This is a genomic window from Pseudomonas citrullilanati (assembly GCF_030580855.1).
GTDB lineage: Bacteria > Pseudomonadota > Gammaproteobacteria > Pseudomonadales > Pseudomonadaceae > Aquipseudomonas > Aquipseudomonas citrulli.
The window spans coordinates 287067-312190 of record NZ_JAUQOP010000001.1; the positions used below are offsets into that span (position 1 = coordinate 287067).

Genomic DNA, 25124 nt, shown 5'->3' on the forward strand with positions numbered 1-25124 from the left:
TCGCCGCTCAAGCATAGCCGATCATCGCTGAAATCCGGCGTGGCCGGCTCGTGTTATTCGGGGTAGACCCGCCATTGGCGACGACGTTTCGTCGTCGCGGCGCCATCATTACTGTGAACCAGTCCGAGGAAAAGACGTGGACGCTCGATTGAATGCTTTTCTTGAACGCGCCGATGCCGTGCTGGCCCGGATCGAACCGTTGCTGCCTGCGCCGCGCCCGACCGTCGATTGGACCCAGACCTTGGCCGCGCGCTGGCAACGGGACGGGCGCAGCGGTTTCCTGCTGCCCCTTCAGGTCAGCCTCGACATGCGCCTGTCGGACCTGATCGGCGTGGATCGCCAGGTCGAACAGCTGGGTCGCAACACCCGGCAATTCATCGACGGCATGCCGGCCAACCATGCGCTGCTCTGGGGCTCGCGGGGCACCGGAAAATCGTCCCTGGTGCGGGCGCTGCTGGCCGAACATGCCCCCCACGGCCTGCGGTTGATCGAGATCGAGCGCGATCACTTGGCCGACCTGCCTCGGGTGGTCGAGCAGGTGGCCAAGCTGCCGCAGCGGTTCGTGCTGTTCTGCGATGACCTGTCGTTCGAGTCCGGCGAAGGCGACTACCGCGTGCTGAAAAGCGTACTGGATGGCTCCCTCGAACAGGCGCCGGACAACGTGCTGCTGTACGCCACCTCCAACCGCCGCCACCTGGTGCCGGAAAAGGAGAGCGACAACGAGAACTGGAAGCGCGTCGATGGCGAGCTGCACCCCAGCGAAGCCGTCGAGGACAAGATCGCGTTGTCCGACCGGTTCGGCTTGTGGTTGTCGTTCTATCCGTTTACCCAGGAGCATTTCCTCGACGTGGTGGAGCACTGGGTCGGCGAGCTGGCCGCCAAGGCCGGGTTGGCCTGGCAGCGTGACGAGGCGCTGGACGTGCAGGCGGTGCGCTGGGCCACAGGCCGTGGCAACCGCAACGGACGTTGCGCCTACCAGTTCGCCCGTTATTGGGTGGGCCTGAAATTGTTGGAGCACAAGGCATGATCGATTTGAAGAGCACGGGCCAGGGCCTCGACGGCTACGGTCTGTTATCGGCACAGCTGGAATCCCTGTTGGCCGACGAGCGTGATTTCATCGCCAACGCGGCGCAGTTCTCGGCGTTCCTGTTCAGTCAGCTGGACGATTTGAACTGGGCCGGTTTCTACCTCAATCGCAACGACGAGTTGGTCCTGGGACCGTTCCAGGGCCAGATCGCCTGCGTGCGGATCCCCTTCGGCCGGGGCGTGTGCGGCACGGCGGCGGCGAGCCGCCTGACCCAGCGCGTCGAGGATGTCCACGCGTTCCCCGGGCACATCGCCTGCGACAGCGCGTCGAACAGCGAGCTGGTGGTGCCGCTGGTCAAGGACGGGCGCCTGGTTGGCGTACTCGACCTGGACAGTCCGAAGCTGGCGCGCTTCACCGAGCACGATCAGGCCGGCATCGAAGCGCTGGCGGCGATCTTCCTGCGCCTGACCGACTGCTGAGCCCATGACCCTGCGCTTCGTCAAAAAGCGCGCAGGCACAGGCGAGGCGACGAGGCGGTTCAGCATGGGCGCAATCCGGCCCGGGCCAGGAGCGCGTCCCGGTCGACTTCATCGACCTGCTGCGGGTCGAGGAACTGCTCGGCGTAGCGTGCGTAGATCTGTTCCTCGATGAACAGGCCGAACAGCTGCGGATCGATGTGGGCGTCACGGCACATGGTGGCCATGATGCCCAGGGCTTCGCTGAGCTTCTTGGCTTTCTTGTAGGGACGGTCGGCTGCCGTCAGTGCTTCGAAAATGTCGGCGATCGCCATCATGCGGGCCGGCAAGCTCATCTCCTCGCGCTTGAGCCCCTTGGGGTAGCCGCTGCCGTCCATCTTCTCGTGATGGCCGCCGGCAATTTCCGCCACGTTGTCCAGGTGGCTGGGGAAGGGCAGCTGGCTGAGCATCAGGATCGTCTGCACCATGTGATGATTGATCACGTAGCGCTCCTCGCGGGTCAGCGTGCCTCGGGTAATGCTCAGGTTGTAGAGTTCGCCGCGATTGTATTTCCAGCGTGGCACATCGAGCTTGAAGCCCCACGGATTGTCCGCCGGGATCAGCTCGGCTTCGTGACGCTCGAACAGATGCTCGGGCTTGTCCGCCAACAGCGGTTCGGTGACCGGCAGCGTGGGCTTGGGCGTGCGTGCCTGGCGGCGGTTTTCTCCCCAGGACACCCCCAGGCGGTCATCCAGCGTGCGCTGCCACGAGCGTTGGGCGATGCTTTTGAGGCGTTGCAGGTCGGCGTCGGCCATGGCTTCGGAGCCCAGGTTGCAGCGGGCGACAAAGGCAAAGTCGTCATCGAGGCCCGCCAGTGTCGCGTCGCGCTGCCGGGCCAGGGCGATCGGTTCGCCGCCCGTCGCCACGGCCTGCCAGTAATCGACCCAGGCGTCGCGCTTGAGCACTTCGAAGCGCGTGCGTATCTCGTGGATCCGGTCATTCAGGGTTTCCAGCTTGGTGGCTTTGTCGACGACGTATTCGGGGGTGGTGACCTTGCCGCAATCGTGCAGCCAGGCGGCGATGTGCAGCGCTTCCCATTCATCTTCCGTTGGCTGGTACGCCTCGAACGCCGCCGCCTGACTCGCCGCCGCAGCCTTGGCGATCATCAACGTCAACGCCGGCACCCGCTGGCAATGGCCACCGGTGTAGGGACTCTTGGCGTCGATCGCGCCGGCCAGCAACTGGATGAACGAATCGAGCAATTGCTTCTGCCGGGCTTGCAGGCGCTGGCCTTCGATGCTGACGGTGGCGGCCCCGGACACGGCCTGGAGGAAGGCGATGCGGTCCGGCTGCAGTTTTTCCAGGTCGGCTTCGGTGCCACTGTCGTTGATCAGCAACACCAGGATGCCGACGGTTTCCTGGTGCCGATTGCGCAAGCGGATGCCGATCAGGTGGACCCGTGGCGCGTCCATCGCCCGCAGCACGCCTTGCAGGTCGGCCGCCTGTTCGAAGCCCAGGGACGTCACCAGGTTGTCCGAGACCGCCAGTTGCTGGAGCCATTGGGGGCTGCGCTCGGCCTGGAGTTCATGGCTGTCCAGCTTGAAGGCCGCCAGGTCCCGGGGCACGCCCTCGATCACCAACCCATACGGCTTGACCCGATTGTCATCGTTTTCACGCAGGTAGATCAGCCCGGCCTGGGCCTGGCCGATCGCCACGGTCTCGAACAGCACGCGTTCCAGCAACGGTGCGAAGCGGGTTTCGGCGCGCAGGCTGGCGGTGATCTTGAAGAAGCTGGCCAGGGTCTCCTTCATGCGTGCCATGGACACGCTCAATTGGTCGATTTCCAGCACCGGGGAGCGTCGCGAGACCGGGTAGTTGAAGTCGAAGCTGCGAATGGCGTCGGCCTCCTGCACCAACGCGCGCAACGGCTTGACCAGGATCCTGGAGGTCAGCCAGCCCAGCGGCAGGCACATCAGCAAGGTCGCCAGGGTGATCAGCGCGCCTTGCCAACGCAGGCGATAGGCGTCGTCCAGCAGTTCATCCTCGGGAACCAGCAACGCCAGCTGCAAGCCCTGCGGCCCGCCTTCCTGCATGTGGCTGCGGGACACGATCCAGCGCCGCCCAGCCGCTTCCAGCCGCGAGGTGCCGGTGGTGTCGTCGAGGGTGGCGGCGATGGCCGGGTTGAGGTCGCGGGCCTGGATCCGGCGCGCCGATTGGGCGTCGGCCACCAGGCGGCTGCTGTCGGGATAGGCCACCGCGTTGCCCTGGGGGTCGAGCAGGACGATCTCGGTGCCGGCGGTGACCTTGTGCTTGGCCAGGGTCTGGGACAGGGCCGCGAGCGTCAGGTCGGCGCCGATGACCGCTCGCTCGCCGCTGCGCCGGGCCAGGGTGGTGCCGATGTTGTGGGTGGAAAAGAACACATAGGGCTCGGTGGTGATCTGCTCGGCGGAGCCGGCGGCGCTGCGAAACCAGCCGCGGTCGCGCGGATCGAAGGTTTCGCCGGCTATCTCCCGGCGATCGATGAGTGCCAGGCGCTCGTCGTAGAACAGCGATTGGGCGCGTACCGGGCCGCCAGCCGCCGGACGTTCCACGGTCCAGACCTGATAGGCCGCGCCGGCGGGTGCGTCCAGGGCGGTTTTCAGGGCCGTGGTGCGCAACGGCCGGACCATCAGGAAATTGCCCTGGGCATCGCCCAGGTACAGCGATGCGAGGTTCGGGTTGTCCCGCAGCGCCTGGCTGAAGGGCCCGAGCAAGTCCAGGCGTTGGTCCATCCGGGGCAAGCGCGTGGCCGGGTAGTCGGCCAGCAGGCCGAGCAGATGGCGGATCGGCTCGTAGGTGTCGTACAGGTCCAGGCGTACGTCCTGTTCGATGCGGTTGAACAGTTTCTCGCTGCTGGAAAGGATGATTCGCGTGGTCTGCTGATAGTTGAAGATGCCCAGCACCACCCCGGTCAGCAGCAAGAGCAGGGTAAACATCACGCTGATATGGACGTGCAGGGGGAACCGGCGTTTTTCCGTACGCGGTGCGCTGGGCATTGCAGTCACTCCAAGTGTAAGGGGCGTTCTCAGTGAGTGTTTTCGCGTAACGGGGACGCTGATCGAGAACACCCCAAGTACGCACTGCTGAGCGAACAGCATAGTAAACGCTGGGTTATCGTGCCTTGGCGAGCGCCGTTTCGAGGGCGACCCCGACGTCGATCATGGCCTGGTCGAGGGCTTCGACGCAGTCGCGAATCCGCCCCGGTGCCGAGGCCGGGTGACAGGCCTCTTCCAGTGCCTCGCAGTGCTGGATCAGCGCCGTCGCCTGCATGATTCGGGCGACGCCTTTTATCTTGTGCGCCGTCTCGCCCAGGGCCTGGTGCTCGCCGCCTTCGGCGACATCGCGCAGTTCCTGGCGATCCAGGCGATTGCTGTTGAGCATCTCGGCCAGCAGGCGGCGGGTGGACGAGGGGTCGTCGCCGGTCAACGCTTGCAGGCTTTGCAGGCTGAAAACACTGGGCTGGCGACTGGGTTTCACGGCCTTGATCCATTGGCTCAGGGCGCTGAGGCTGATCGGCTTGAACAGGCAGTCGTCCATCCCGGCGTCCTGGCACCGTTGTTTTTCCTCGGGCTGCGCATTGGCGGTGAAACCCAGGACGGTGCAAGGGGGGCGTCGTTGTTCCGACTCATTGCGGCGAATCGCCCTCGCCAGCTCATAGCCGCTCATGATGGGCATGTTGCAATCGGCGATGACCAGGTCGAAATCCCCCTGCTGCCAGACTTCGAGCCCATGGGCACCGTCATGGGCGACCTGGTAGGGGTAGCCGAGGTACTCCAGTTGCTGTGACATCAGCAGGCGGTTGGCCGGGTGATCGTCCACCACCAGCACATTCAGCACGCCGGCTGCCGTTTCGATCACCGGTTCGGTGGGCGCGCAGGCCGGCGCCGTGGGCAGGACGTCCAGCCGCAGCCGGACTTGGACCTGGGTGCCCAGGCCGGGTTGGCTGTTCATGTGCAGGCTGCCGCCCATCATGCGGCACAGGTTGCGACTGATCACCAGCCCCAGCCCCGCGCCCTTGCGGGCCATCCGACCGCCGTTGTCGACCTGGGCAAAGGGTTCGAACAGCCGCTTGAGGTCGGCCGGGCTGATGCCGATGCCGCTGTCGTTGACCTCCAGGTGCAGGTTCAGGACGTCGTCGCGCTCGGTTGGCGACAACCGCACCTTGACCAGCACCCGCCCTTGTTCGGTGAACTTGAGCGCATTGCTGATCAGGTTCGAGAGCACCTGCTTGAAGCGCAACGGGTCCATCGACACGTCCGGGTTGCCTTCGGCGGCATCGAACTGCAATGACAACGCCAGGTTCTTTTGCCGCGCCACGCCTTCGAACACCCGGATCACCGATTGCAGCATGGCCCGCAGGTTGACGCGCTCGGGCGCCAGGCTCAGGTGGCCCGATTCGATGCGGGCGATGTCCAGGATATCGCCGATCAGCTCCAGCATGCCGGAGGCCGATTCGTAGGCCACCGCGATGGTCGAGCGATCCACGGGGCCCTTGTCGGCCTGTTTCAGGGCCAGTTCGAGCATGCCGATCACCGCGTTCATGGGGGTGCGAATCTCATGGCTCATGGTCGCCAGGAACGTGCTCTTGGCGCGGTTCGCGTCTTCGGCCTGCTTCTTCGAGGCCCGCAGCTCCTCGAACAGCTGCCGCCGCTCGCTGATGTCGATCCAGCCGCCGATGATGCCTTGCACCTGCGCGGCCGAGTTCCGGTAAGGAAGGATCCAGTGATAGATCGTCAGTTGCCTATCGCCGATGTGCAGCGGCCGGTCGACGATCAATGCGTTGCCTTCGGCCATCACGCGTTGATAGTCGGCCTGGTACTCCTGCGCCTCGAAGGCGTTGCTCATGGCGCCTGGCATCACGTTCTTGCCAATGACGTCTTCGCGCCGGGCGCCGAACGTCTCCAGGTAGCTGTCGTTGCAGCTTTGCAGGCAGCCGTTGCGGTCCCTCACGTAGATCGGGTGCGGGGTGCCGTTGAGCAGGGCATGCATGAATTCCAGCTGGTCGTTGAGGGCGAGCTCGGCCCGTTGGCGTTGCCGGATCTGGCGCTGCATATAGGCGTTCCAGGCCAGGGACAACAGCAACAGCAGGCCAACGCCGGCGACAATCTGGAAGAACAGCCGGTTGTAGGTGCGCCAGGTATGTTGCGATGCCGAGACGTAGCCGCGCCAACGGTTGTTGATCACCCCCAGCTGGTCGGGGTCGATGCTGATCAGCGCCTTGTCGAGGATGGCGTTCAGCTCGCTGGCGTCCTTGGCGCTGGCGAGGGCGAACAGCGCCGGTTGCGTGCCGACGGTGCTGTTGATTTGCAACGTGTCCCGCCAGGAATGGGAGGAGATGAAGTAGTTGGCCATGACCAGCGAACTCACCCCGCCGTCGACCTGGCCCTGGGCGAGCATCTCCATGGCCCCCAGGGTGCCATCCGCCTCGACGATGCGGATGTCCGGAAAGTGTTCGCGCAGCCATTCGACCAGCGGATTGCCCTTGGCGATCGCCAGGCTCCTGCTGCCGAACTGGTCGAGCGTGGCAGGGGCGCCGGACTGCTTGCGGGTCAGCAGGACGAATGAGCTGTCGAGGTAGGGCCGGCTGAATTTCAATTTCTGCTGCCGTTCGCGGCTGGGCAGGAACGCGGCGATGAGGTCGGCCTGGCCTTCCTGGATCGCGGCGATCATCTCGCTGTCGTTCTGGCGGCGCTGGATATCCAGGCGCAGGCCGGTGCGCAGGCGGATCAACTCCAGCAGGTCGGCGCTGATCCCACGCAAGGCACCGTCGGAATCGAAGAACGTGAAAGGCGCGGAGTTTTCATTCACCACCACCCGCACCACCGGATGGGCCGCCAGCCAGCGCTGTTCCCGGTCGGTCAGTTGGATCCGGTGATCGGCGAGGTACACGTCGCTGCCGGCGCTCCAGCGCTTGGCGATGCTGGCGTGTTCGGCGACGGGAATCTGGTTCAGCGTGGCGTTGATGATTTCCAGCAGGCGGCTGTCGCCACGGCGTACCGCGAAACCGAAGCCAAAGGCTTCATGCTGGCCGAAGCTGGCCATGCGGATGTTGCTCAGGTAGCCCTTGCTGATCATGTAGTGGGTGGAAAGGGTGTCGCCGAGGAAGACGTCGGCCTGGCCAAAGGCAACGGCGTTGATCGCGTTCTGGTAGGAGGGGTAGGTGGTCAGGTTGGCCTTGGGGTAGAGGTGTTCGATTTCCTCCAGGGGCAGGTAGTGATAGACCATGCTCAGCCGCAGCCCTTCGAGGCCTTGCGCCAGGGAGCGGCTCTCGTTGGCGCGGGTGACCAGCACTGGTTGGTCCACGGCATAGGGCGTCGACAGCAGGATGTCAGGGTCGCGGGCTTCAAAGCCGTTGGCGGTGCCCAGCAGGTCGATCTGCCCTTCCTTGAGCGCGGCCAGGGCGGCGTCACGGGATTGGAAACGCACCACCTTCATCGGCAGGCCGCTCGCCTGGGCGAGGATGCCGGCATAGTCGGCGGTCATGCCTTCGTAGTCGCGACCGCTGGTGGAGAGGTCAAAGGGGGGATAGTCGGGCGCAGAGGTGCCCAGGACCCATTCCCGCCGGCCCTGGAGCCAGGCCTTCTGGGCGTCGTCGAGCTGGATCGACGCGGCCGCCGTGGAGCGACCCAGCAGCGTCAACGTCTCGGGCATGGCCGGCGTCGCCGCGAGGACGCTTGCATATAACCCTGCGCTCAATAGCAGCAGGCATTCCTTTATGCATCTGAGCATCCTGTTGTTCTCACACGAGTGCGTTGCGTTTCGCCATTTCGATCAGTTCTACGAGGGACTTGACCTTGAGTTTCTGCATCAGTCTTTTCTTGTAGGTGCTGACGGTCTTATTGCTGAGAAACATGCCCTTGGCGATTTCCTTGTTGGTGCGGCCCTGGGCGAAAAGTTGCAATACCATCAACTCCCGATCATTGACGCTCTTGAAAAGATCCAGCTCCATACTGCGTGGATCGTCCGGGCGTATCGGGTTCAATGCCTGGCTGGGAAAGTAGTTGTAGCCGGACAGTACGGCCTTGATCGCACTGACCAGCTCGCTGAGGTCTTCCTGTTTGCACACGTAGCCGGACGCGCCGGATTGCATGCAGCGGATACCGAACAGGGTCGGCGACTGGGCCGTGAGCACCAGTGTCTTGAGGGGCGTGGTCATGGCGTTGAAGCGCGAGAGGATTTCCAGCCCGTCCAGTTTGGGAATGCTGATGTCCAGGATGACCAGGTCCGGCATGCATTCGCGCACCATTTGCATCGCATCGACGCCGTTGTCAGTTTCCCCTACGACCTTATAGCCCTCATGCTCCAGGAGCATGCGAACGGCGAGGCGGATGACCGGATGATCGTCGACAATGAAAACGGAGTTCATGAATAAATACCCTGCGAGCTTAATAAAGCGCGCACCTTAGCCCAGTTACAGCCAGGGTCGTACGAAGAGACGGGCACCCAACTTCAATTTCAGAAAGTTCCTACAAAAAAAGAGGCAGGATATTACGGTGTAATTAGGTTTTAGTAGGTGGATGTAATAGGAAAGAGGCAGTTTGTTGAATGTGTGTGTAGGGATATTGCAGGGTGTGTTGTTAATTGGAGAGTGCGAATGCGAATTCCCCACACCGCAATACAGTGGGAGCGAGCCGGCTCGCGAAAGCGGTGGGGCAATCCATCAGGCGTTGACGGATGGAACGCCTTCGCGAGCAGGCCTGCCCATAGCGGCAGGACGCCAGCCTACTGGCGGCCGCGGCCGGTCATCTCCTGGGCCATGTCGCTGGCGTAGCTGTCCGTCATCCCGGCGATGAAGTCGATCATGCGCAGGAAAGCCGCGTGCAGCGAGCCATTCGGATCGGGGGCATTGTTGCCCAGCAGGTCGAGGATACGGCGGTTCTTGAAGGACGGCGTACGGCCGCCGTGCTGTTCCAGGGCCGCGCCGCAGAAACCATTGAGGAGGATTTCCAGGGTGGTGTACGCGCCGATCTCATGCAGGGTCTTGCGCTTGTCCTGGAAGATTTTCTTGCGGGCCATGTCCTTGGCGTTCAGCACGCAGCGCTTGGCCGGGCCGTGCATGTGTTCCACCAGGTCCCCCGGCAGCGCGCCGGCGAGCAACGCCTCCTGCTGTTCGACGAAGGCCCGGGCGGCGGCGTTGGTCAGGTGCTCGATGGCCTTGCCCCGCAAGATCGCCAGCTTGCGTCGCCGGGAATCCTGCGGACCGAGTTGGCGATAGGTGTCGGGAAGATCGTCCCCCACCAGGTCCAGGAGCAGCGACTCCACCTGCGGGTATTCCAGCAGTTCCATTTCCACGCCGTCTTCCAGGTCGATCAGCGCGTAGCAGATGTCGTCGGCGGCCTCCATCAGGTACACCAGTGGATGCCGGGCCCAGCGCTGGTCCTCGATCTGCGGCAGGCCGAGCTTGTTGGCGATCTGCTCCAGCAGCGGCAGTTCGCTCTGGTAGCAGCCGAACTTGTGCTTCTTGTAGCCCAGGGAGTCGGCGTGGCGGGCGGTCCAGGGGTATTTCAAGTAGGTGCCGAGGGTGGCGTAGGTCAACCGCGTACCACCGTCGAACTGATGGTATTCAAGCTGGGTGAGCACGCGGAACCCTTGGGCGTTGCCCTCGAAGTTCAGGAAGTCGCCGCGCTCGGCTTCGCTCATGGCGTCCAGCCAGCCTCGGCCGGCGGCCTGCTGGAACCAATAGCGAATGGCATCCTCGCCCGAATGACCGAACGGCGGGTTGCCGATGTCGTGGGCCAGGCAGGCCGATTGCACCACCATGCCCAGGTCGCTCGGCTCACACCAGTCGGGCAGGGCACTGCGAATGGTTTCGCCCACGCGCATGCCCAGGGAGCGTCCGACGCAACTGACTTCCAGCGAGTGGGTCAGGCGCGTGTGGATGTGGTCGTTGCTGGACACTGGATGCACCTGGGTCTTGCGCCCGAGGCGGCGGAAGGCCCCGGAGAAGATGATCCGGTCATGGTCCTTGTGGAAGGGGCTGCGGCCCAGCTCCTGCGGACTGTGCAGGGGTTTTCCAAGGCGTTCGCGTGTCAGCAGGGTATGCCAATCCAAGGCCGGTTGCTCCGTTTGATGGGGGTTGTGACGCTAGCTTCCCGGTTCATGAGGCGCCGCGCAAGCGCTGGCCGGACAGGAATGCCCAGGCAAAAAACCGGCGAGCGCACGCCGTTGGTGGCGAGGAGGCCTGCTGCCGCCGGACTGCGCAGCAGGCCCCCAGCCCCCGGCCTCAGGGTTTGCGTGCACTCTTGGCCAGTTTGATCAACGGCAGCAGCGTCGTGGCCAGTCGGACCAGGCCAGCGAGGCCTCCGGTGCGTCCGGCGCGGGTGCGCCTGCCGGTGAAGAAACCCAGCAGGGACACCGCCGCGACGCCCCACAATGGCGCGTGCTTGATGCCGAAGCCTTCATGCCAGCTCTGCGACAGGCCACGCACCCGGCGCAGAGGCAGCATGAGCTGGCGCGTTTCCTGGCGGATCTCCTGGCGATGCATCTCCATGCGCAGGCGCACCAGCGCCTTGCGCATTTCCTGTCGGGTCTGGGCTTGCGGGATATCAGGCAGGCTCATGGCAGCAGGCGCTCCCGATCATTGGCCAATTCTTCGAGGGTGGCATGGAAGGGGGACGATTCGTCGAAGATCGCCGCCCGCAACCGCAGGCCGCAGAACAGCGCCGCCAGCAGGTAGAACAGGCACAGGCCGATGATGCCTGCCAGGCGATAGGTGTCCCATACCAGGATCAGCACGAGGGCCGACAATCCCACCAACAGGAGCAGCGCGAACACCAGGGCGAGGCCGGCAAACAGCAGCAGGCTGACGGTGCGCGCTTTTTGCTCCTGCAGTTCAATGCCGAACAATTCGACATGGCTGTGCAGCAAGCCAAGGAATGCCGCCCCCAGGCGACGTGCCGTAGGTGCGGTGGCCGCTTCGGGCGAGCCGGATTCGTCGAGGCCGATCATCAGCGTCGGGTCGCCAGCAGGCCGATCAGGAAGCCCACGCCTGCCGCGATGCCGACGGATTGCCAAGGGTTGGCCTGGACATATTCCTCGGTGGCAACGACAGCCGCCTCGCCACGTTCGCGCATGGAGTCTTCGGTCAGCTTGAGGGTTTCTCGGGCGCGCTGGAGCGTTTCCTTGATCTGGCTACGCAGCACGTCAGCCTGGTCACCCGCCAGTGTCGCGGTGTGGTCCAGCAACCGTTCCGTGTCGTTGACCAGCGTCTGAAAATCTTCCTTCAGGATTTCTTGAGCAGTCTGTGCCTGGGTTCTGGCCATAGGGTGAATCTCCGTGAATGACGTCTGAAGCGTTCGAGTATGAGCCTTGCCGGAAGGTTCAGTGAAAGTGACTGGTACAACTTTTGCTCTGGCTTTTGCCATGTACTGGTGCATCTGTCCCGCCCGGTGCGCTGAAGCTGGGCGAAAGCCCGAAAACCTTAACCCAAATAATCAAAATCCGCGAAGCGCCTCGAAGCGGGACCTCGTTCTAGCCGTTCTGATGCACCAAAGCGGTTCGTCGGCCCTGCCAAAGCCGGTGAGGCGTTTCAACTTGGTGCGTGGCCGGCAAGAGCGAACCGGTTTGGTGCCTTTCTCACTTTTTTCAGGTCTGCCATCACCATGGAAAATATGCAAAGTGCCGTGGACAGTCTGGTCCATAGCTCCAACACACTGTTCATCCTGCTGGGGGCGGTCATGGTCCTGGCCATGCACGCCGGTTTTGCGTTCCTGGAGGTGGGGACGGTCCGGCAAAAGAACCAGGTCAATGCGCTGTCGAAGATCCTCAGCGACTTCGCCGTCTCGACCCTGGCCTATTTTTTCATCGGCTATTGGATCTCCTACGGTGTGACCTTCCTGCAACCGGCAGCGGTGCTCAGCGCCGACCATGGCTATAGCCTGGTGAAGTTCTTTTTCCTGCTGACCTTCGCCGCCGCCATCCCGGCGATCATTTCCGGCGGTATCGCCGAACGCGCCCGGTTCGCTCCGCAACTGTGCGCCACGGTGCTGATCGTGGCGTTCGTCTATCCGTTCTTCGAAGGCCTGGTCTGGAACGGCAACTTTGGCTTGCAAGCCTGGCTGCAAGCGCGTTTCGGCGCCAGTTTCCATGACTTCGCCGGTTCCGTGGTGGTACATGCCATGGGTGGCTGGCTGGCGCTGGCCGCCGTGCTCCTGCTCGGGCCGCGCAATGGCCGCTACCGGGACGGTCGCCTGGTGGCGTTCGCACCGTCGAGCATTCCGTTCCTGGCCTTGGGCTCGTGGATCCTGATTGTCGGCTGGTTCGGCTTCAACGTGATGAGCGCCCAGACCCTGCCCGGGGTGAGCGGCTTGGTGGCGGTCAACTCGTTGATGGCGATGGTCGGCGGTACCGTGGCGGCCTTGCTCGTGGGGCGCAATGACCCGGGCTTCCTGCATAACGGCCCGCTCGCCGGGTTGGTGGCGGTCTGCGCCGGTTCCGACCTGATGCATCCGGTGGGCGCGCTGGCCACCGGGGCCATCGCCGGGGCGCTGTTCGTCTGGTGTTTCACCGCGGCGCAGGGCAAGTGGAAGATCGACGATGTGCTCGGGGTCTGGCCGCTGCACGGGTTGTGCGGTGTCTGGGGCGGCATCGCCTGCGGCATCTTTGGCCAGGGCGCCCTCGGTGGCCTGGGCGGCGTCAGCCTGGCCAGCCAGTTGATCGGCACGGCGCTGGGCGTTGGCATTGCCCTGGCCGGCGGATTCGCGGTGTACGGTGTCATCAAGGGGCTGCTGGGGCTGCGCCTGACCCAGGAAGAAGAGTATTACGGTGCCGACCTGTCGATCCACAAGATTGGCGCCATCAGCCAGGACTGAGCCTAGGGCGCCTTGTCCTGGTCGCCAGGATAGAAGCCGTGCAGCAGGCGATAGCGGTCGTGCCGGACCTGGTCCACATGATGCCGGACCTGCTGTTCGGGCAGGCCGAGCATGATCAGGGCGTGGGAGGCCAGCATCAGGCTCGACTCGAGCAGTTCCGGGACCACTTCGCTGGCCCCGGCCGCTTGCAGCTCGGCCAGTTGACTGTCGTCGCGGGTGCGCACCAGGATCGGCACCTGCGGGTTGATCCGCCGCGCCTCCTTGAGCACGGTGATGGCGATGTCGGTCTTGTCCACGGCAATCACCAGCAACCTGGCGCGATTGAGCCCGACCGCCGCTAGCAGGTCGCCCCGTCGCGAATCGCCATAATGCACGCAGCGTTCGCCGACGCTGGCTTCCTGGATGATCACCGGGTCGTCGTCCAGGGCGACGAACGCCAGGCCTTCGCGGCGCAGGAATCGGCCGATGGACTGGCCGACGCGGCCATAGCCGCAAATGACCACATGCCCTGACAGCCCGGCATTGAGCGCGCTGATCTGGTCCAGCTGTGCCTCCTGGTTGGGTTTGCGATGCAAGCGGGCGGCGATGTGGGGGGCGGCACGTAGCAACAGCGGCGTCAGCAGCATGGAGCAGAATGTCGCGGCCAGCAGCAGGCCGCTGATATCGGCGGGCATGAGGCGGTTCTGTTGCATCAGTGCCATCAGGGCAAAGCAGAATTCGCCACCCTGGGCCAGGGCCAGGCCACTGCGCCAGGCGGTTTCACCGTCGCTGCCGCGCCACTTCACCAAAGCGGCGACCACGCAGCCCTTGATGAGCATCAGGCCGAGCGTCAGCCCAAGGATCAGCAAGCCGTCGTCGACGAACAACTGCAGGTCGATCAGCATGCCGATGCTGACGAAGAACAGCCCCAGCAGGATGTCGCGGAACGGGCGGATGTCGGCTTCGATCTGGTGCCGATAGTGGCTTTCCCCCAGCAACATGCCCGCCAGGAATGCCCCGAGGGCAGGGGACAGGCCGAGCAGGTGGGTCAGCCATGCCGTCAGCAGCACGATCACCAGGGCCAGCAGCACGAACAGTTCCGCGGACCGCGAGGCAGCCACTTCATGGAACAGGCGTGGCAGCAACAGGCGGCTGGCCAGCAGCAAGCCACCGAACAACACCAGTGTCTTGCCGAGGGTCAGCGGCAGCGCCCAATACCACGGGTGCTCGCTGCTGCCGGCGAACACCGGCACCAAGGTCAACAGCAGCACCGCGATGACATCCTGGAACAGCAATACGCCGATGGCGTTCTGGCCATGGCTGCTGAAGATTTCGCCCAGGCTGCTCAGCTCCTTGCTGACGATGGCCGTGGAGGACAAGGCCAGCCCCGCACCCAGCAACAGCGCGGCCACCAGCGGCGCAGCAGAAAAAACCAGCAAGGTTGCCAGGATCGCGCCCGTCGCCAAGACCTGCAGGCTGCCGAGGCCGAACACGACCCGGCGCAGCTCGAGCATTTTCGACAGGGAAAACTCCAGGCCCAACGAGAACAGCAGGAACACCACCCCGAGCTCGGCCAGGTCGGGCAGCTCCTCGCTGTCGTTCACCCAGTCCAGCGCGGTCGGCCCCACGGCGAGCCCGACGCAGAGATAGCCCAGCACGGGCGGCAGTCGCAGCCGCCGGAACAGGGCGATGACCACCAGGGACGAGGCAAGAATGATCAGCAGATTGGCGAACAAGGGGCACTCCGTTTCAAGATGACAACTGACAGCGTAGCGGGGGAAAAGCACCCAGCCTCGCCGCAAAGGCCTCGACCTTCAGTGATTTGCATCAGCGTTTTGCCGAAACACCCTGAAGCGAGGCCGCGGCTCGACGGCTTCCCGGGGCGGGCCTAGAATGACCGTCTATCTTTTTTGGGTCTACCTGCCATGTCTCCTGAATGCCAGCTGCTCGGCACCCTGGGTTGTCACCTGTGTGAAGTCGCGGAGGGCGTGCTGATGCCGTTCGTCGAGCATGGATTGCTGGTGGAGCTGGTGGACATCGCCGAGAGCGAGGCATTGACCGAAGCCTATGGGCTACGGATCCCGGTCCTGCGTCGGGTCGATACCGGTGCGGAGCTGGACTGGCCTTTCGATGATCCCGACCGGGTGGCCGCGTTCCTGCGTTGAATCACGCGCGGTCATTGGCGAAGAACGCATTCTTCGGTTACTGTATGCCCATACAGCTATCTGGAGTGCGTCCCTTGGTCAATGTCGAACAACTGAAAAGCAGCGTAAACAGGATGTCCGCGGACGTTGTACGCGAGGCCGTCCTGGAGCTGCGCCTGGATGGGTTGGTTACCGAAGGCAAGACGCCCTTCAATAAATTGCATTTCAACACCTGTTTCGCCGAGATCGAGGCGTTGTTCCAGCGTGCCGGCTATCACAAGCAACTGGATGTGGTGGGTTACCAGGGCTTGCTGTACGCGTTGTACGACCCCGGTCGCTGGGAGGCGGTGGAGGTGTTGCGCTGGCTGAAGGAGTTCACCGAGGCGGCGGCGAGGCCGGCGTCGGTCCCGGCCTGAAGCAATCATCGCTGGGCGGGCTTGCAGGAGTGGCGGATAATGCCGCCCTGTAAAAAGGCCCAAGGGTTTTCCATGGTTTCATCATTTTCCGCTGCACAGCACCAGGCCAGCACGTTGTACCTGCCCCCAGGCTCCTGGCCGACGGTGCTGGAGTGCCTGTGCGAACATTTCAGCGCCATCAGCCGCGAACAATGGCTGGACCGGATCGAGCGGGGGCGAGTGCTGGATGGGGAGGGCAAGGCCATCCGTGTCGACCTGCCGTACCGTGAAGGCCTGCGCATCCACTACTTCCGCGAAGTGCCCGACGAGAAGCCGATCCCGGTGGTGGAGTCGATCCTGTACGCCGACGACCACCTGGTGGTGGCAGACAAACCGCATTTCCTGCCCGTCACGCCGGCGGGCGAGTATGTCGAGCAAACCTTGTTGCGGCGGCTGATTCGACGCCTGGACAATCCCCACCTGGTGCCGTTGCACCGTATCGATCGACACACCGCCGGGCTGGTGCTGTTTTCCGCCAACCCCCACAGTCGTTCGGCGTATCAATCGCTGTTCCCCACCCGACAGATCGAAAAGCGCTACCAAGCCATCGCCCGCGCGCTGCCGGGGCTGGGTTTTCCACGCGTGCACAAGAGCCGGATGATCGACGGCGAGCCGTTCTTTCGCATGCAGGAAGGGCCGGGTGAGCCGAATACCGAAACGGCCATCGAGGTGCTGGAACGAAACGGCGAACTGTGGCGCTATGGCCTGTATCCGGTCACGGGCAAGAAGCACCAACTGCGCGTGCACATGAATGCCCTTGGGGCGGGAATCTGCAACGACCCGTTCTACCCCGACGTGCTTCGGGATGCAGAGGATGACTATGCCAACCCACTCAAGCTACTGGCCCAGGGGCTGCGCTTTACCGATCCGCTGAGCGGCCGGGAGCGTGTGTTCGAGAGCGGCATCACCTTGCAGTGGTGAACCTGGGGCAGGGCTTTGTGGGAGCGAGCCTGCTTGCGAAAGCGAGGTGTCAGGTCAATCAGTGCGGCTGATCCACCGTCTTCGCGAGCCTGCTCGCCCCCACAAGGGAATGGGTGCTCTTCCAGGAAGTGAGCCATTGGAAGAGTGGGATCCTGAGCCACGGCTACCGCAGCAATGGATGCACAAGACACAAAAAAACGACGCTCCCTCAAAAAGGAAAGCGTCGTTCTTCAAAACCAACCGCAGCACACTAGCGTCGAGGATTACAAATCCTTGACGGTGCGGACCTGGTCCTTGTTCACACGAGTCTGCTTGCCATCCAACTGCTCGAATTCATAGAAACCGCTGTCTTCGTCGTACTTGGGCGTATCGACGGCCTGGATTTCGCGACCGTCATTCAAGGTGATCACTGTGGGCGAGGCACACCCGGCGAGGGTAGCGAGGCCCAGAGCAAGCATGAAAGTGGCGAGGGTCCGTTGAGTCATGGTGTTTCTCCGAAATGGATTCTTCAAGTTACTAACCTTCAGACGTATACAACGCGCGCAAGTTCCTGGCTAGTGTCAATCTGACACGCCTTTACACCGGGCCAATAGTTCCGGCGTATTCAGGTTGGCCAGTCGGGGATCGTCGGCGGGGCATTGCAGGGCTGCGGCGTGCAGCATGCGCATGATGCGGCCCGGGCTGCGTTCGCCATCGTGCCAGGCCTTCTCGAAGGTGGCGGCCAGTGCCAATGGAATGACGCATAGCAGTGGTTCCCAATGCTCGCCATGACGCACCATCAGCGGCTTGCCGGGGTGCTGGCTGGCGGTGCGGCGCATGCTGTCGAGCAGGTTGGCGTCGATTTGCGGCACATCGCATGGCAGCACCAGCAAATGTTCATGCCTGGCCGCCTTGAGGCCGGCACGGATACCGGCCAGCGGGCCGGGGAAATCACCCTCGTCGTCGTGCACCAACTGGTCGGCGTACTCCGCGTAGCGGGCCGGGTTGCGATTGCACGAAATGATCAGGTCATCACTCATTGCGCGGGTCTGGCGGTGCAGGTGGGCAATCAAGGGCTCGCCTTGCCACTCCAGCAGGCCTTTGTCCTGGCCGCCCATGCGTTGGCCGCGTCCACCTGCCAGCAGCAGGATGGAGCAGGGGGGCAGGGGCGTGTTCGTCATGTTGTGTCTCCGCACGGGCGAATAAATGAAGCGCTGTGATATAACACCGGCCTGTTTCCCCTACAACTGGACGAGCCTATGAAAGCCAAGGCTGATGTACCTTTCGTGCCGCTCAATATCGCGGTGCTGACCGTCAGTGATACCCGTACCCTGGAGACCGATACCTCTGGGCAGGTCTTCGTCGATCGGCTCAAGGCCGCCGGCCACAACCTGGCGGCGCGGGTCCTGCTCAAGGATGATTTGTACAAGATCCGTGCGCAAGTCGCGACCTGGATCGCCGAGGACGTGGTGCAAGTGGTGTTGATCACCGGGGGGACCGGGTTCACCGGGCGTGACAGCACCCCGGAAGCGGTCACATGCCTGCTGGACAAGCAGGTCGATGGTTTCGGCGAATTGTTCCGCCAGATCTCCGTGGCGGACATCGGCACCTCCACCGTCCAGTCGCGGGCGTTGGCCGGCCTGGCCAATGGCACGCTGGTGTGCTGCCTGCCGGGCTCTACCAACGCAGTGCGCACCGGGTGGGACGGGATCCTGGCCGAGCAACTGGATGCACGGCACCGGCCGTGTAATTTCGTGCCTCACCTGAAACAGGCGGCGCCGTGTGAATCCCGTGGGTAAACCAGGCAAGGCCGGGGCCTTGATGGCGGTCGAGGTGGCCTTGCAGCGCCTGCTCGACATGGCCGCAGCCACACCGATCACCCAGCACGAGACAGTGCCCCTGGCCGCTGCGCAAGGGCGGGTGCTCGCGCAGGACCTGGTGTCGACCCTTGACTTGCCGCCATGGCCCAACAGCGCCATGGACGGCTATGCCTTGCGCCTGGCTGACTGGAAAGGCGAGCCGCTGCTGGTCAGCCAGCGGGTTTTCGCCGGCCAGGCCCCGGAGCCGCTGGCGGCCGGGACCTGTGCGCGAATCTTCACCGGTGCACCTGTGCCGGCTGGCGCCGATTGCGTCGAGATGCAGGAAAATGCCGTGGTCGAAGCCGACGAGCGAGTTCGGTTCGGCGAGCCCATGGTCATTGGCCAGAACATTCGCCCTCAAGGCCAGGAAGCCACTGTCGGCGAGCAGGTCCTCGCTGCCGGTACGCGCCTGGGACCGGTCGAGCTGGGGTTGGCGGCCTCCCTGGGGCGCGCATCGCTGGATGTGGTACGCAGGGTCCGCGTCGCTGTCCTGTCGACCGGCGACGAACTGGTCGAGCCCGGCCAGGAGCTGGGGCCTGGGCAGATCTACAACAGTAACCGCGTGCTGCTGTGTGGCTGGTTGCGTAGCCTGGGTTGTGACGTGGTCGACGCGGGAATCCTGCCCGACGAGTTGCCGGCAACCCGCGAACGCCTGGCGCAACTGTCTGATGTCGACCTGATCCTGTCCACCGGTGGCGTATCGGTGGGGGAGGCGGACTTCCTCGGCATCGCCTTGCGCGAGGAGGGAGAGCTGGCGCTCTGGAAGCTTGCCATCAAGCCCGGAAAGCCGTTGACGTTCGGTCACTACCGTGGCGTGCCGGTGATCGGCCTGCCGGGGAACCCGGCTTCGACCCTGGTGACGTTCGCGTTGTTGGCAAGGCCCTATCTGCTCCGGCGCCAGGGCGTGCAAGCGGTGGCGCCACTCAAGTTCAAGGTGCCGGCCGGTTTCGCCTGGCCGAAGGCTGGCAGCCGACGGGAATACCTGCGAGGCCGCATGGAGAATGGTCGTGCGATCATCTACCGCAACCAGAGCTCCGGTGTCCTGCGCAGCGCGGCCTGGGCCGAAGGGCTGGTCGAGGTATTGGAAAGCCGGACGCTGGTCGAGGGCGACGAAGTGGGTTTCATCCCGCTGAGCGAAGTCCTGGGCTAGCGCTGGGGAGATGTCCAGGCCCGGGGACGGATGCCCGGGCCTTCGCCCGCACGGTCATTACCCCGTGAGCAGCGTGACCAGTTGGTCGAAACGACTGTTCGCCACCCAGCCCAACAGACCGAGGACCACCGCCGCTGCGCCAGCCGAATAGGCCAGCCGGTGGCGGATCACCCTGACGTCGGTGCGAATCTCGTCCATGTCCTTGCGGATGTACTTGAGGTGGGTTTCCAGTTCAACGACGCGCGGTTCCAAATCAACTCCTCCAGCGGGATGACTGCAATGCTTGCAATCGTTTTGAGGGTCGGCCCGTCCGCTCCCAAGAGACGCGAGCTGTGGGGGCGACAGCTTGTATTCACGGCTATGCATGGGACGGTTCATCCCCCTGGCCATTACGTTCAGAACCCTTGATCCAGCCCCTGCGGGGCATGACACATCTCTTCATGGTCTGGCACTTCCTTGTGTGGTGATGGGCGTTCTACCGGTCTGGTAGAACCGACTGCCAAGTTGTCTCAATACCGCTGGAGGGTCAATTGAGCGGATTCGCCAGGTCTTGTAAGAAAACTCTTCGAATGCCGAAGTCTCGGCCTGGCCACCCGCTGTGCAGGTGTCTCCCGGGCGGCCACTTGGTTTTTTTCCATTTAATTGAGACGGGCCGGGCTTTTTCGGCGCAACCAGTGGTCCCATTTCCTGAACCTTCCAATGACGGAGACGACGATGAGCAAGGGCAAGGCGCTGTTGATTCTGCATGGCAAGCAAGCGCTCAACGAAGAGGTTCGCGCGGCCGTGATGCTCAAGCGCGAGCAAGGCTGGGACCTGGCGGTGCGGCTGACCTGGGAGGCCGGGGACGCCCGACGGTGCGTGGATGAGGCCCTGGAAGCGGGCTATACGCAGCTGATTGCCGGCGGAGGCGATGGGACCTTGCGCGACATCGCCGAAGCGATGGCCCTCAACCCCAGCGATGCCAGCCTGGTGCTGTTGCCGCTGGGCACCGCCAATGATTTTGCCCGGGCGGCCGGCGTCCCGCTGGAGCCGGAACAGGCCCTGGATTTACTGGATGTGGCCGCGCAAGCCGTGGACCTGGGCGACGTCGGTGGGCGGATTTTCCTGAACATGGCCACGGGCGGCTTCGGCAGCCAGGTCACCGCCAACACCTCCGAAGACCTCAAGAAAGTCCTCGGCGGTGCGGCCTACCTGTTCACCGGCCTGTCGCGATTCAGTGAGTTGAGTGCCGCCTATGGCGAGCTGCAGGGGCCCGACTTCCACTGGGCGGGGGACCTGCTGGCGCTGGGCATCGGCAACGGCCGGCAGGCGGGGGGAGGCCATGTGCTGTGCCCGCAGGCGTTGGCCGACGACGGGCTGCTGGACATCAGCATCCTGCCGGCGCCCCAGGAAGTGGTCGGCACGTTGAAGGATTTGCTGGCGGGCGGACTGGGCATCGACAACATGTTCGTGCGCGCCCGCTTGCCATGGGTGGAAATCAAGGTCGCCCAAGGCCTGGACATGAACCTGGATGGCGAGCCGTTGCAGCTCGACACGTTGCGTTTCGAGGTGCGCCCGAAGGCGCTTCGGGTGCACCTGCCATCCGATTCACCGCTGCTGGGCCGTTCGATGGCGCTCAATCGTCCAGGCTGATGATCTGCTCGCGCACCGCGAACAACACCAGGCCGGCCACATCATGGATCTGCAGGCGCTTCATGATCTGCGCCCGGTGGGTTTCCACGGTCTTGATGCTCAGGCTCAGGCCGTTGGCAATTTCCCGTGTGGACTTGCCGCGCACGATCAGCCGCAGTATTTCCAGCTGGCGTGCCGTCAGGTTATGGGTCTGGGCGGGTTCGGGCTGACGCTTCTGGACGCGGGTCAGTGCCTGGTTGATCACGGTATGGGCGATGGCCGGGCTCAGGTAGCGCTCGTTCTTGCGCAGCGCCTCCAGGGCGTGTTTCAGCTCATTGACGGTGGTGTCCTTGAGCAGGTAGCCGTGGGCACCGGATTCCAGCGCCTGCATGATCAGCGTCGGATCCGTGTGCATGGACAGGATCAGCACCTTGCTGTGGGGGCGCACCCGCTTGAGTTGCTGCAAGGCCTCCAGGCCGCCGGTGTCCTTCATGGAAATGTCCAGCAGCACGATGTCCGGATCGAGCCGCTCCACCAGCTCCACCAACTGCTTGCCGTCGCTGGCCTCGCCGATGACCGCGTAGCCCGGGATATCCATGACCAGGGCGCGGACGCCGGCCCTGATCAGCGAATGGTCATCGACCAGAAGCAAATTACAGATCAATGGAGAACCTTATTCTTGCTGGCCCGTTCCAGGGCGCGGGGCGCCCAGGGAAAGCGTGCTTCGATGTGAGTGCCTTTGCCGGCCTCGCTGGTGACCTTGAGCGTGCCGCCCAATTGCTCGACCCGCTCCGACATGCCGGCCATGCCCCGTTGGCCTTCGCGCCCGGGATGGCGCGCCGGGGCGAACCCCTGGCCATCGTCGCTGATCAGCAGGGTCAGGCCGTCGGGCAGGCGTTGCAGGCGCACCAGCAGGTTGGACGCGCGGGAATGGCGCAGGATGTTGGTGACCGCCTCCTGGGTGATCCGGAACACGGCCACCGACATTTCCTCGGGAATGCCGGTCATGCGCTGTTGGCAATCGAGGCTCCATTTCACCGGGGCGTTGGCCAGTGTCTTGAGCAGATGCGCCCGCAGGCTGGCCTCAAGTCCCAGGCTGGCCAATTGCCTGGGATTGAGGATCGCCGACACGTCGCGGACCTTGTCGAGGGTTTCGGCCAGGGTGTCGCAGAGGATGGCGCACTGGCCTTGCAGTTCTTCGGGCATCCGCTGCTTGAGCCATTCGCTTTGCAGTTTCGCGGCGGTCAGCAGTTGGCCGATGTCGTCGTGCAATTCGCGGCTGAGTCGACGGCGTTCGTTTTCCTGGACTTCCAGCAAGCGGTCGGCCAGTTCCTGGGGCTGGAACTTGATGGATTTGCGCGACAGTCGATGAGCGACCCAGACACAGGTCATGGCCGCCAGGTTCAGGATCACCACGCCCAGCGGCAGCGTGTCGGCGAACAGGTACGTCAGCAGGCAGCCCAGGGCCGAGCAGATGCACAACAACAAAGTGAAGCGGCGGGCATTTTCTCGGGAGGGAGGCCAGGTGATGAATGACTTGAGGCTGGCGTACATAGCGGATGGAGCCAATGATGGTCGCTGCGGGCTGGCCGGTCAGTGCATCTGACAGGCCGGGTTGGGTAAACGTTACAGGTCGAGGGCCGCTTCGGTTGGCGACCCTGACGGCGCGGTCGTGAAGCGACTGACGCGAGAGATACTACCACTTCGTGCAACCCAGGTCGCGTTCGGCATCGAGCCGCCGGCACCGAAATCAGGCGTGTTTCTGGGCGTAGTGCACCAATGCCAGCGGGCGCGAGGCGGCCAGCGCCTCGCAGGGGCTCTGGCCGACCTGGAAGGCAAAGGCTTCGATCAGCGACGTCTGTTCGCTGCGATCCAGGCCCAGCGTGCCGGTGGTGTGATCGACCAGCTCCAGTTGCCAGGCCATGAGGGTGAAGCAATCCTTCAGCGCGCCCAGGGCCTGGTCATGCAGCTCCATGTGGTTCTGGGCATGGCTGAGCAAGCCGTGGATGTGCAGCGAGAATTCGGAAAGGGCTTCCAGGGCGAGGGCGTTGGCCTTGCCTGCCAGTTTCAGCAAGGTACTGAGCATGCAGTCGATCGCATCCTTGTCATTGCTGATCAATTGCAAATGGCTCAGGCACTCTTCCGACTTGGCCAACAGGGTCTCGGCCTCGATCAGGAGTTCGGGCAGGCGCACATTCCAGTTCCTGCGATCGTTCGGCATGCTTATCTCCACAACATCATGTCAGGCGAAAGAAAACCGCGTACAGCGAACGGCTGGATCTCAAGGTCGACGTCGGACGCACGCGCAGCGAACAGTCCGGGCCGTTCAACGGCAACGAACTCGCAAACGATTGCACGGCGGGGATCGGTCACGGGGACGGAATCCGATGTCCTGGGGTCGCGCACAGAAGCCTGACTCCGTTCAGCAATGAGAATGGCGTCACATTAATGGCTATTGGATAGCGGGAATATCAGGTTGGACCTGATTGTGCCTAGGGGAATCCCTTAGGCAGGGGAACCTAATGCGCAAACCGAGGTCGCGCAGCGAAGGAAATAGCAGATAAAAATGTAGCGCCAGTAAAGCATGATGTTAATGTGACATCAATGCCCCGCACTGGTATTTTATCAAGGGGTCAAGATCCGGCCGACCCAGCCGATATCCCGTGTATTGGATTCATCCGAACAAAAGCCCAGGAGTCATCGATGGCCGGCATTCTCGACACAGTAGATCAACGAACCCAACTGGTGGGTGAGAATCGCCTGGAAATTCTCATGTTTCGCCTGGCAGGGCGGCAACTGTTCGCCATTAACGTTTTCAAGGTCCAGGAAGTGTTGCAACTGCCGAAGTTGACGCTGATGCCGCAGCGCCACCCGTTCGTCTGCGGCGTGGTCAACCTGCGGGGCCAGACGCTGCCGGTGATCGACCTGTCCCAGGCCATCGGCATGCGGCCGCTGGTGCCGGGGGCGAACAGCACCATCATCGTCACCGAATACAACCGCTCGGTCCAGGCGTTCCTGGTGGGCGGCGTCGACCGCATCGTCAACATGAACTGGGAAGCCATTCTGCCGCCGCCGGGCAGCGCGGGGCGCGAGCATTACCTGACGGCCATCAGCAAGGTGGACGACCAGTTGGTGGAAATCATCGACGTGGAAAAGGTCCTGGCCGAAATCGTGCCCTACAACGCCAAGGTCTCCCGGGACAAGCTCGAAGACCCGGTGTTGGAACGCGCTCGCGGACGCGAAGTGCTGCTGGTGGACGACTCCAATGTGGCGCTTTCGCAGTTGCGCGACACTTTGGGCCAGCTGGGGATCAAGATGCACATCGCCAGCGATGGCTTGAAAGCCCTGAACATGCTCAAGGCCTGGGCCGACACTGGCGAGGTGATGACCGACAAGTTGCTGATGATCTTCACCGACGCGGAAATGCCGGAAATGGACGGTTATCGCCTGACCACCGAAATCCGCAACGATCCCCGTCTGCGCGGGCTCTACGTGGTGCTGCACACCTCGCTGTCCGGCAGCTTCAACGACTCGATGGTCAAGAAGGTGGGTTGCGACAACTTCCTCTCCAAATTCCAGCCGGACAAACTGGTGGATGTGGTGCGCCAACGCCTCTCGCTTGGCTGAGTTCGATGGTGGTTTGCTTCCCCGGTCGGCTCGTATAAGGTGGCACTTTTTCGCCCCCGGGGAAGTTG

24 protein-coding genes are annotated in these 25124 nt (G+C 63.5%); 10 read left to right on the forward strand and 14 right to left on the reverse strand.

Annotated features, from left to right (window positions below):
- The first annotated feature begins 136 nt into the window (after positions 1–136).
- On the forward strand, positions 137–1027 hold the full coding sequence (locus Q6A48_RS01265; protein WP_304551322.1) for an ATP-binding protein: 891 nt from the start codon (positions 137–139) through the stop codon (positions 1025–1027).
- Positions 1024–1506, forward strand: coding sequence for a free L-methionine (R)-S-oxide reductase MsrC (msrC, locus tag Q6A48_RS01270; RefSeq protein WP_304551325.1), 483 nt, complete (start codon positions 1024–1026; stop codon positions 1504–1506). The genes Q6A48_RS01265 and msrC overlap by 4 nt, the downstream gene beginning before the upstream one ends.
- A 59-nt stretch (positions 1507–1565) precedes the next feature.
- Here the strand turns inward: msrC and Q6A48_RS01275 are convergent, their stop codons facing one another.
- The 7 genes from Q6A48_RS01275 to Q6A48_RS01305 all read right to left on the reverse strand — a co-directional run bounded on the left by Q6A48_RS01275 (position 1566) and on the right by Q6A48_RS01305 (position 11783).
- Entirely contained in the window at positions 1566–4517 is a 2952-nt protein-coding gene (locus Q6A48_RS01275; RefSeq protein ID WP_304551327.1) for an HD domain-containing phosphohydrolase, read from the reverse strand.
- A gap of 115 nt (positions 4518–4632) precedes the next feature.
- Positions 4633–8250, reverse strand: a complete 3618-nt coding sequence (locus Q6A48_RS01280) for a transporter substrate-binding domain-containing protein (RefSeq protein WP_304551329.1) — start codon at positions 8248–8250, stop codon at positions 4633–4635.
- Positions 8251–8260: 10 nt separating this feature from the next.
- Positions 8261–8887: a response regulator transcription factor gene (locus Q6A48_RS01285; protein ID WP_304551331.1), complete on the reverse strand. Its 627-nt coding sequence runs from the start codon at positions 8885–8887 to the stop codon at positions 8261–8263.
- A gap of 356 nt (positions 8888–9243) precedes the next feature.
- Positions 9244–10572, reverse strand: coding sequence for a deoxyguanosinetriphosphate triphosphohydrolase (locus Q6A48_RS01290; protein ID WP_304551332.1), 1329 nt, complete (start codon positions 10570–10572; stop codon positions 9244–9246).
- A gap of 172 nt (positions 10573–10744) precedes the next feature.
- Complete coding sequence (locus tag Q6A48_RS01295) at positions 10745–11080, reverse strand: hypothetical protein (RefSeq protein ID WP_304551333.1); 336 nt, start codon at positions 11078–11080, stop codon at positions 10745–10747.
- The gene (locus Q6A48_RS01300) at positions 11077–11469 is read right to left on the reverse strand and encodes a phage holin family protein (protein ID WP_304551334.1); all 393 of its coding nucleotides are present in this window, start codon (positions 11467–11469) and stop codon (positions 11077–11079) included. Before Q6A48_RS01300 ends, Q6A48_RS01295 begins: the two co-directional genes overlap by 4 nt.
- Complete coding sequence (locus Q6A48_RS01305; protein ID WP_304551335.1) at positions 11469–11783, reverse strand: ElaB/YgaM/YqjD family protein; 315 nt, start codon at positions 11781–11783, stop codon at positions 11469–11471. Before Q6A48_RS01305 ends, Q6A48_RS01300 begins: the two co-directional genes overlap by 1 nt.
- 339 nt (positions 11784–12122) lie before the next feature.
- Between Q6A48_RS01305 and Q6A48_RS01310 the strand changes: the two genes are divergently transcribed.
- The gene (locus tag Q6A48_RS01310; RefSeq protein ID WP_304551336.1) at positions 12123–13331 is read left to right on the forward strand and encodes an ammonium transporter; all 1209 of its coding nucleotides are present in this window, start codon (positions 12123–12125) and stop codon (positions 13329–13331) included.
- A 2-nt stretch (positions 13332–13333) separates the two neighbouring features.
- On the opposite strand, the gene Q6A48_RS01315 is transcribed toward Q6A48_RS01310, so the two are convergent.
- Positions 13334–15046, reverse strand: coding sequence for a cation:proton antiporter (locus Q6A48_RS01315; protein WP_304551337.1), 1713 nt, complete (start codon positions 15044–15046; stop codon positions 13334–13336).
- A gap of 189 nt (positions 15047–15235) precedes the next feature.
- Between Q6A48_RS01315 and Q6A48_RS01320 the strand changes: the two genes are divergently transcribed.
- From Q6A48_RS01320 to Q6A48_RS01330, 3 genes are all read left to right on the forward strand, one after another.
- A complete protein-coding gene (locus Q6A48_RS01320; RefSeq protein WP_304551339.1) occupies positions 15236–15475 on the forward strand; it encodes a glutaredoxin family protein in 240 nt (79 codons plus the stop codon).
- A gap of 74 nt (positions 15476–15549) precedes the next feature.
- Positions 15550–15870, forward strand: coding sequence for a transcriptional regulator (locus tag Q6A48_RS01325; protein ID WP_304551340.1), 321 nt, complete (start codon positions 15550–15552; stop codon positions 15868–15870).
- Positions 15871–15909: 39 nt separating this feature from the next.
- Positions 15910–16830: a pseudouridine synthase gene (locus Q6A48_RS01330; protein ID WP_304551341.1), complete on the forward strand. Its 921-nt coding sequence runs from the start codon at positions 15910–15912 to the stop codon at positions 16828–16830.
- A gap of 263 nt (positions 16831–17093) precedes the next feature.
- Here Q6A48_RS01330 and Q6A48_RS01335 read toward each other — a convergent pair whose 3' ends face one another.
- Both Q6A48_RS01335 and mobA read right to left on the reverse strand, forming a co-directional pair.
- Positions 17094–17315, reverse strand: a complete 222-nt coding sequence (locus Q6A48_RS01335; protein WP_025212647.1) for a YgdI/YgdR family lipoprotein — start codon at positions 17313–17315, stop codon at positions 17094–17096.
- A 75-nt stretch (positions 17316–17390) separates the two neighbouring features.
- The gene (gene mobA, locus Q6A48_RS01340; protein ID WP_304551342.1) at positions 17391–17990 is read right to left on the reverse strand and encodes a molybdenum cofactor guanylyltransferase MobA; all 600 of its coding nucleotides are present in this window, start codon (positions 17988–17990) and stop codon (positions 17391–17393) included.
- 78 nt (positions 17991–18068) lie between these two features.
- Here mobA and moaB point away from each other — a divergent pair, with 78 nt between their 5' ends.
- Together moaB and Q6A48_RS01350 are read left to right on the forward strand one after the other, a co-directional pair.
- Positions 18069–18608 (forward strand): molybdenum cofactor biosynthesis protein B, encoded by a 540-nt coding sequence (gene moaB, locus Q6A48_RS01345; RefSeq protein WP_304551344.1) that lies wholly within the window; start codon positions 18069–18071, stop codon positions 18606–18608.
- The gene (locus Q6A48_RS01350; protein ID WP_304551345.1) at positions 18592–19818 is read left to right on the forward strand and encodes a molybdopterin molybdotransferase MoeA; all 1227 of its coding nucleotides are present in this window, start codon (positions 18592–18594) and stop codon (positions 19816–19818) included. Before moaB ends, Q6A48_RS01350 begins: the two co-directional genes overlap by 17 nt.
- Before the next feature lie 57 nt (positions 19819–19875).
- On the opposite strand, the gene Q6A48_RS01355 is transcribed toward Q6A48_RS01350, so the two are convergent.
- The gene (locus Q6A48_RS01355; RefSeq protein WP_304551347.1) at positions 19876–20184 is read right to left on the reverse strand and encodes a hypothetical protein; all 309 of its coding nucleotides are present in this window, start codon (positions 20182–20184) and stop codon (positions 19876–19878) included.
- Between the two features lie 348 nt (positions 20185–20532).
- On the opposite strand from Q6A48_RS01355, the gene yegS reads away from it, so the two are divergent.
- Positions 20533–21450 (forward strand): lipid kinase YegS, encoded by a 918-nt coding sequence (gene yegS, locus Q6A48_RS01360; protein ID WP_304551350.1) that lies wholly within the window; start codon positions 20533–20535, stop codon positions 21448–21450.
- On the opposite strand, the gene Q6A48_RS01365 is transcribed toward yegS, so the two are convergent.
- The 3 genes from Q6A48_RS01365 to Q6A48_RS01375 form a co-directional block, all read right to left on the reverse strand.
- A complete protein-coding gene (locus Q6A48_RS01365; RefSeq protein ID WP_304551351.1) occupies positions 21434–22093 on the reverse strand; it encodes a response regulator in 660 nt (219 codons plus the stop codon). The two genes, yegS and Q6A48_RS01365, sit on opposite strands and share 17 nt — an antisense overlap.
- Positions 22090–22983, reverse strand: coding sequence for a sensor histidine kinase (locus Q6A48_RS01370; RefSeq protein WP_304551414.1), 894 nt, complete (start codon positions 22981–22983; stop codon positions 22090–22092). Before Q6A48_RS01370 ends, Q6A48_RS01365 begins: the two co-directional genes overlap by 4 nt.
- Positions 22984–23179: 196 nt before the next feature.
- The gene (locus tag Q6A48_RS01375; RefSeq protein WP_304551352.1) at positions 23180–23650 is read right to left on the reverse strand and encodes a hypothetical protein; all 471 of its coding nucleotides are present in this window, start codon (positions 23648–23650) and stop codon (positions 23180–23182) included.
- Between the two features lie 482 nt (positions 23651–24132).
- Here Q6A48_RS01375 and Q6A48_RS01380 point away from each other — a divergent pair, with 482 nt between their 5' ends.
- Positions 24133–25056: a chemotaxis protein CheV gene (locus tag Q6A48_RS01380; protein ID WP_304551355.1), complete on the forward strand. Its 924-nt coding sequence runs from the start codon at positions 24133–24135 to the stop codon at positions 25054–25056.
- The last annotated feature ends 68 nt before the right edge of the window (positions 25057–25124 follow it).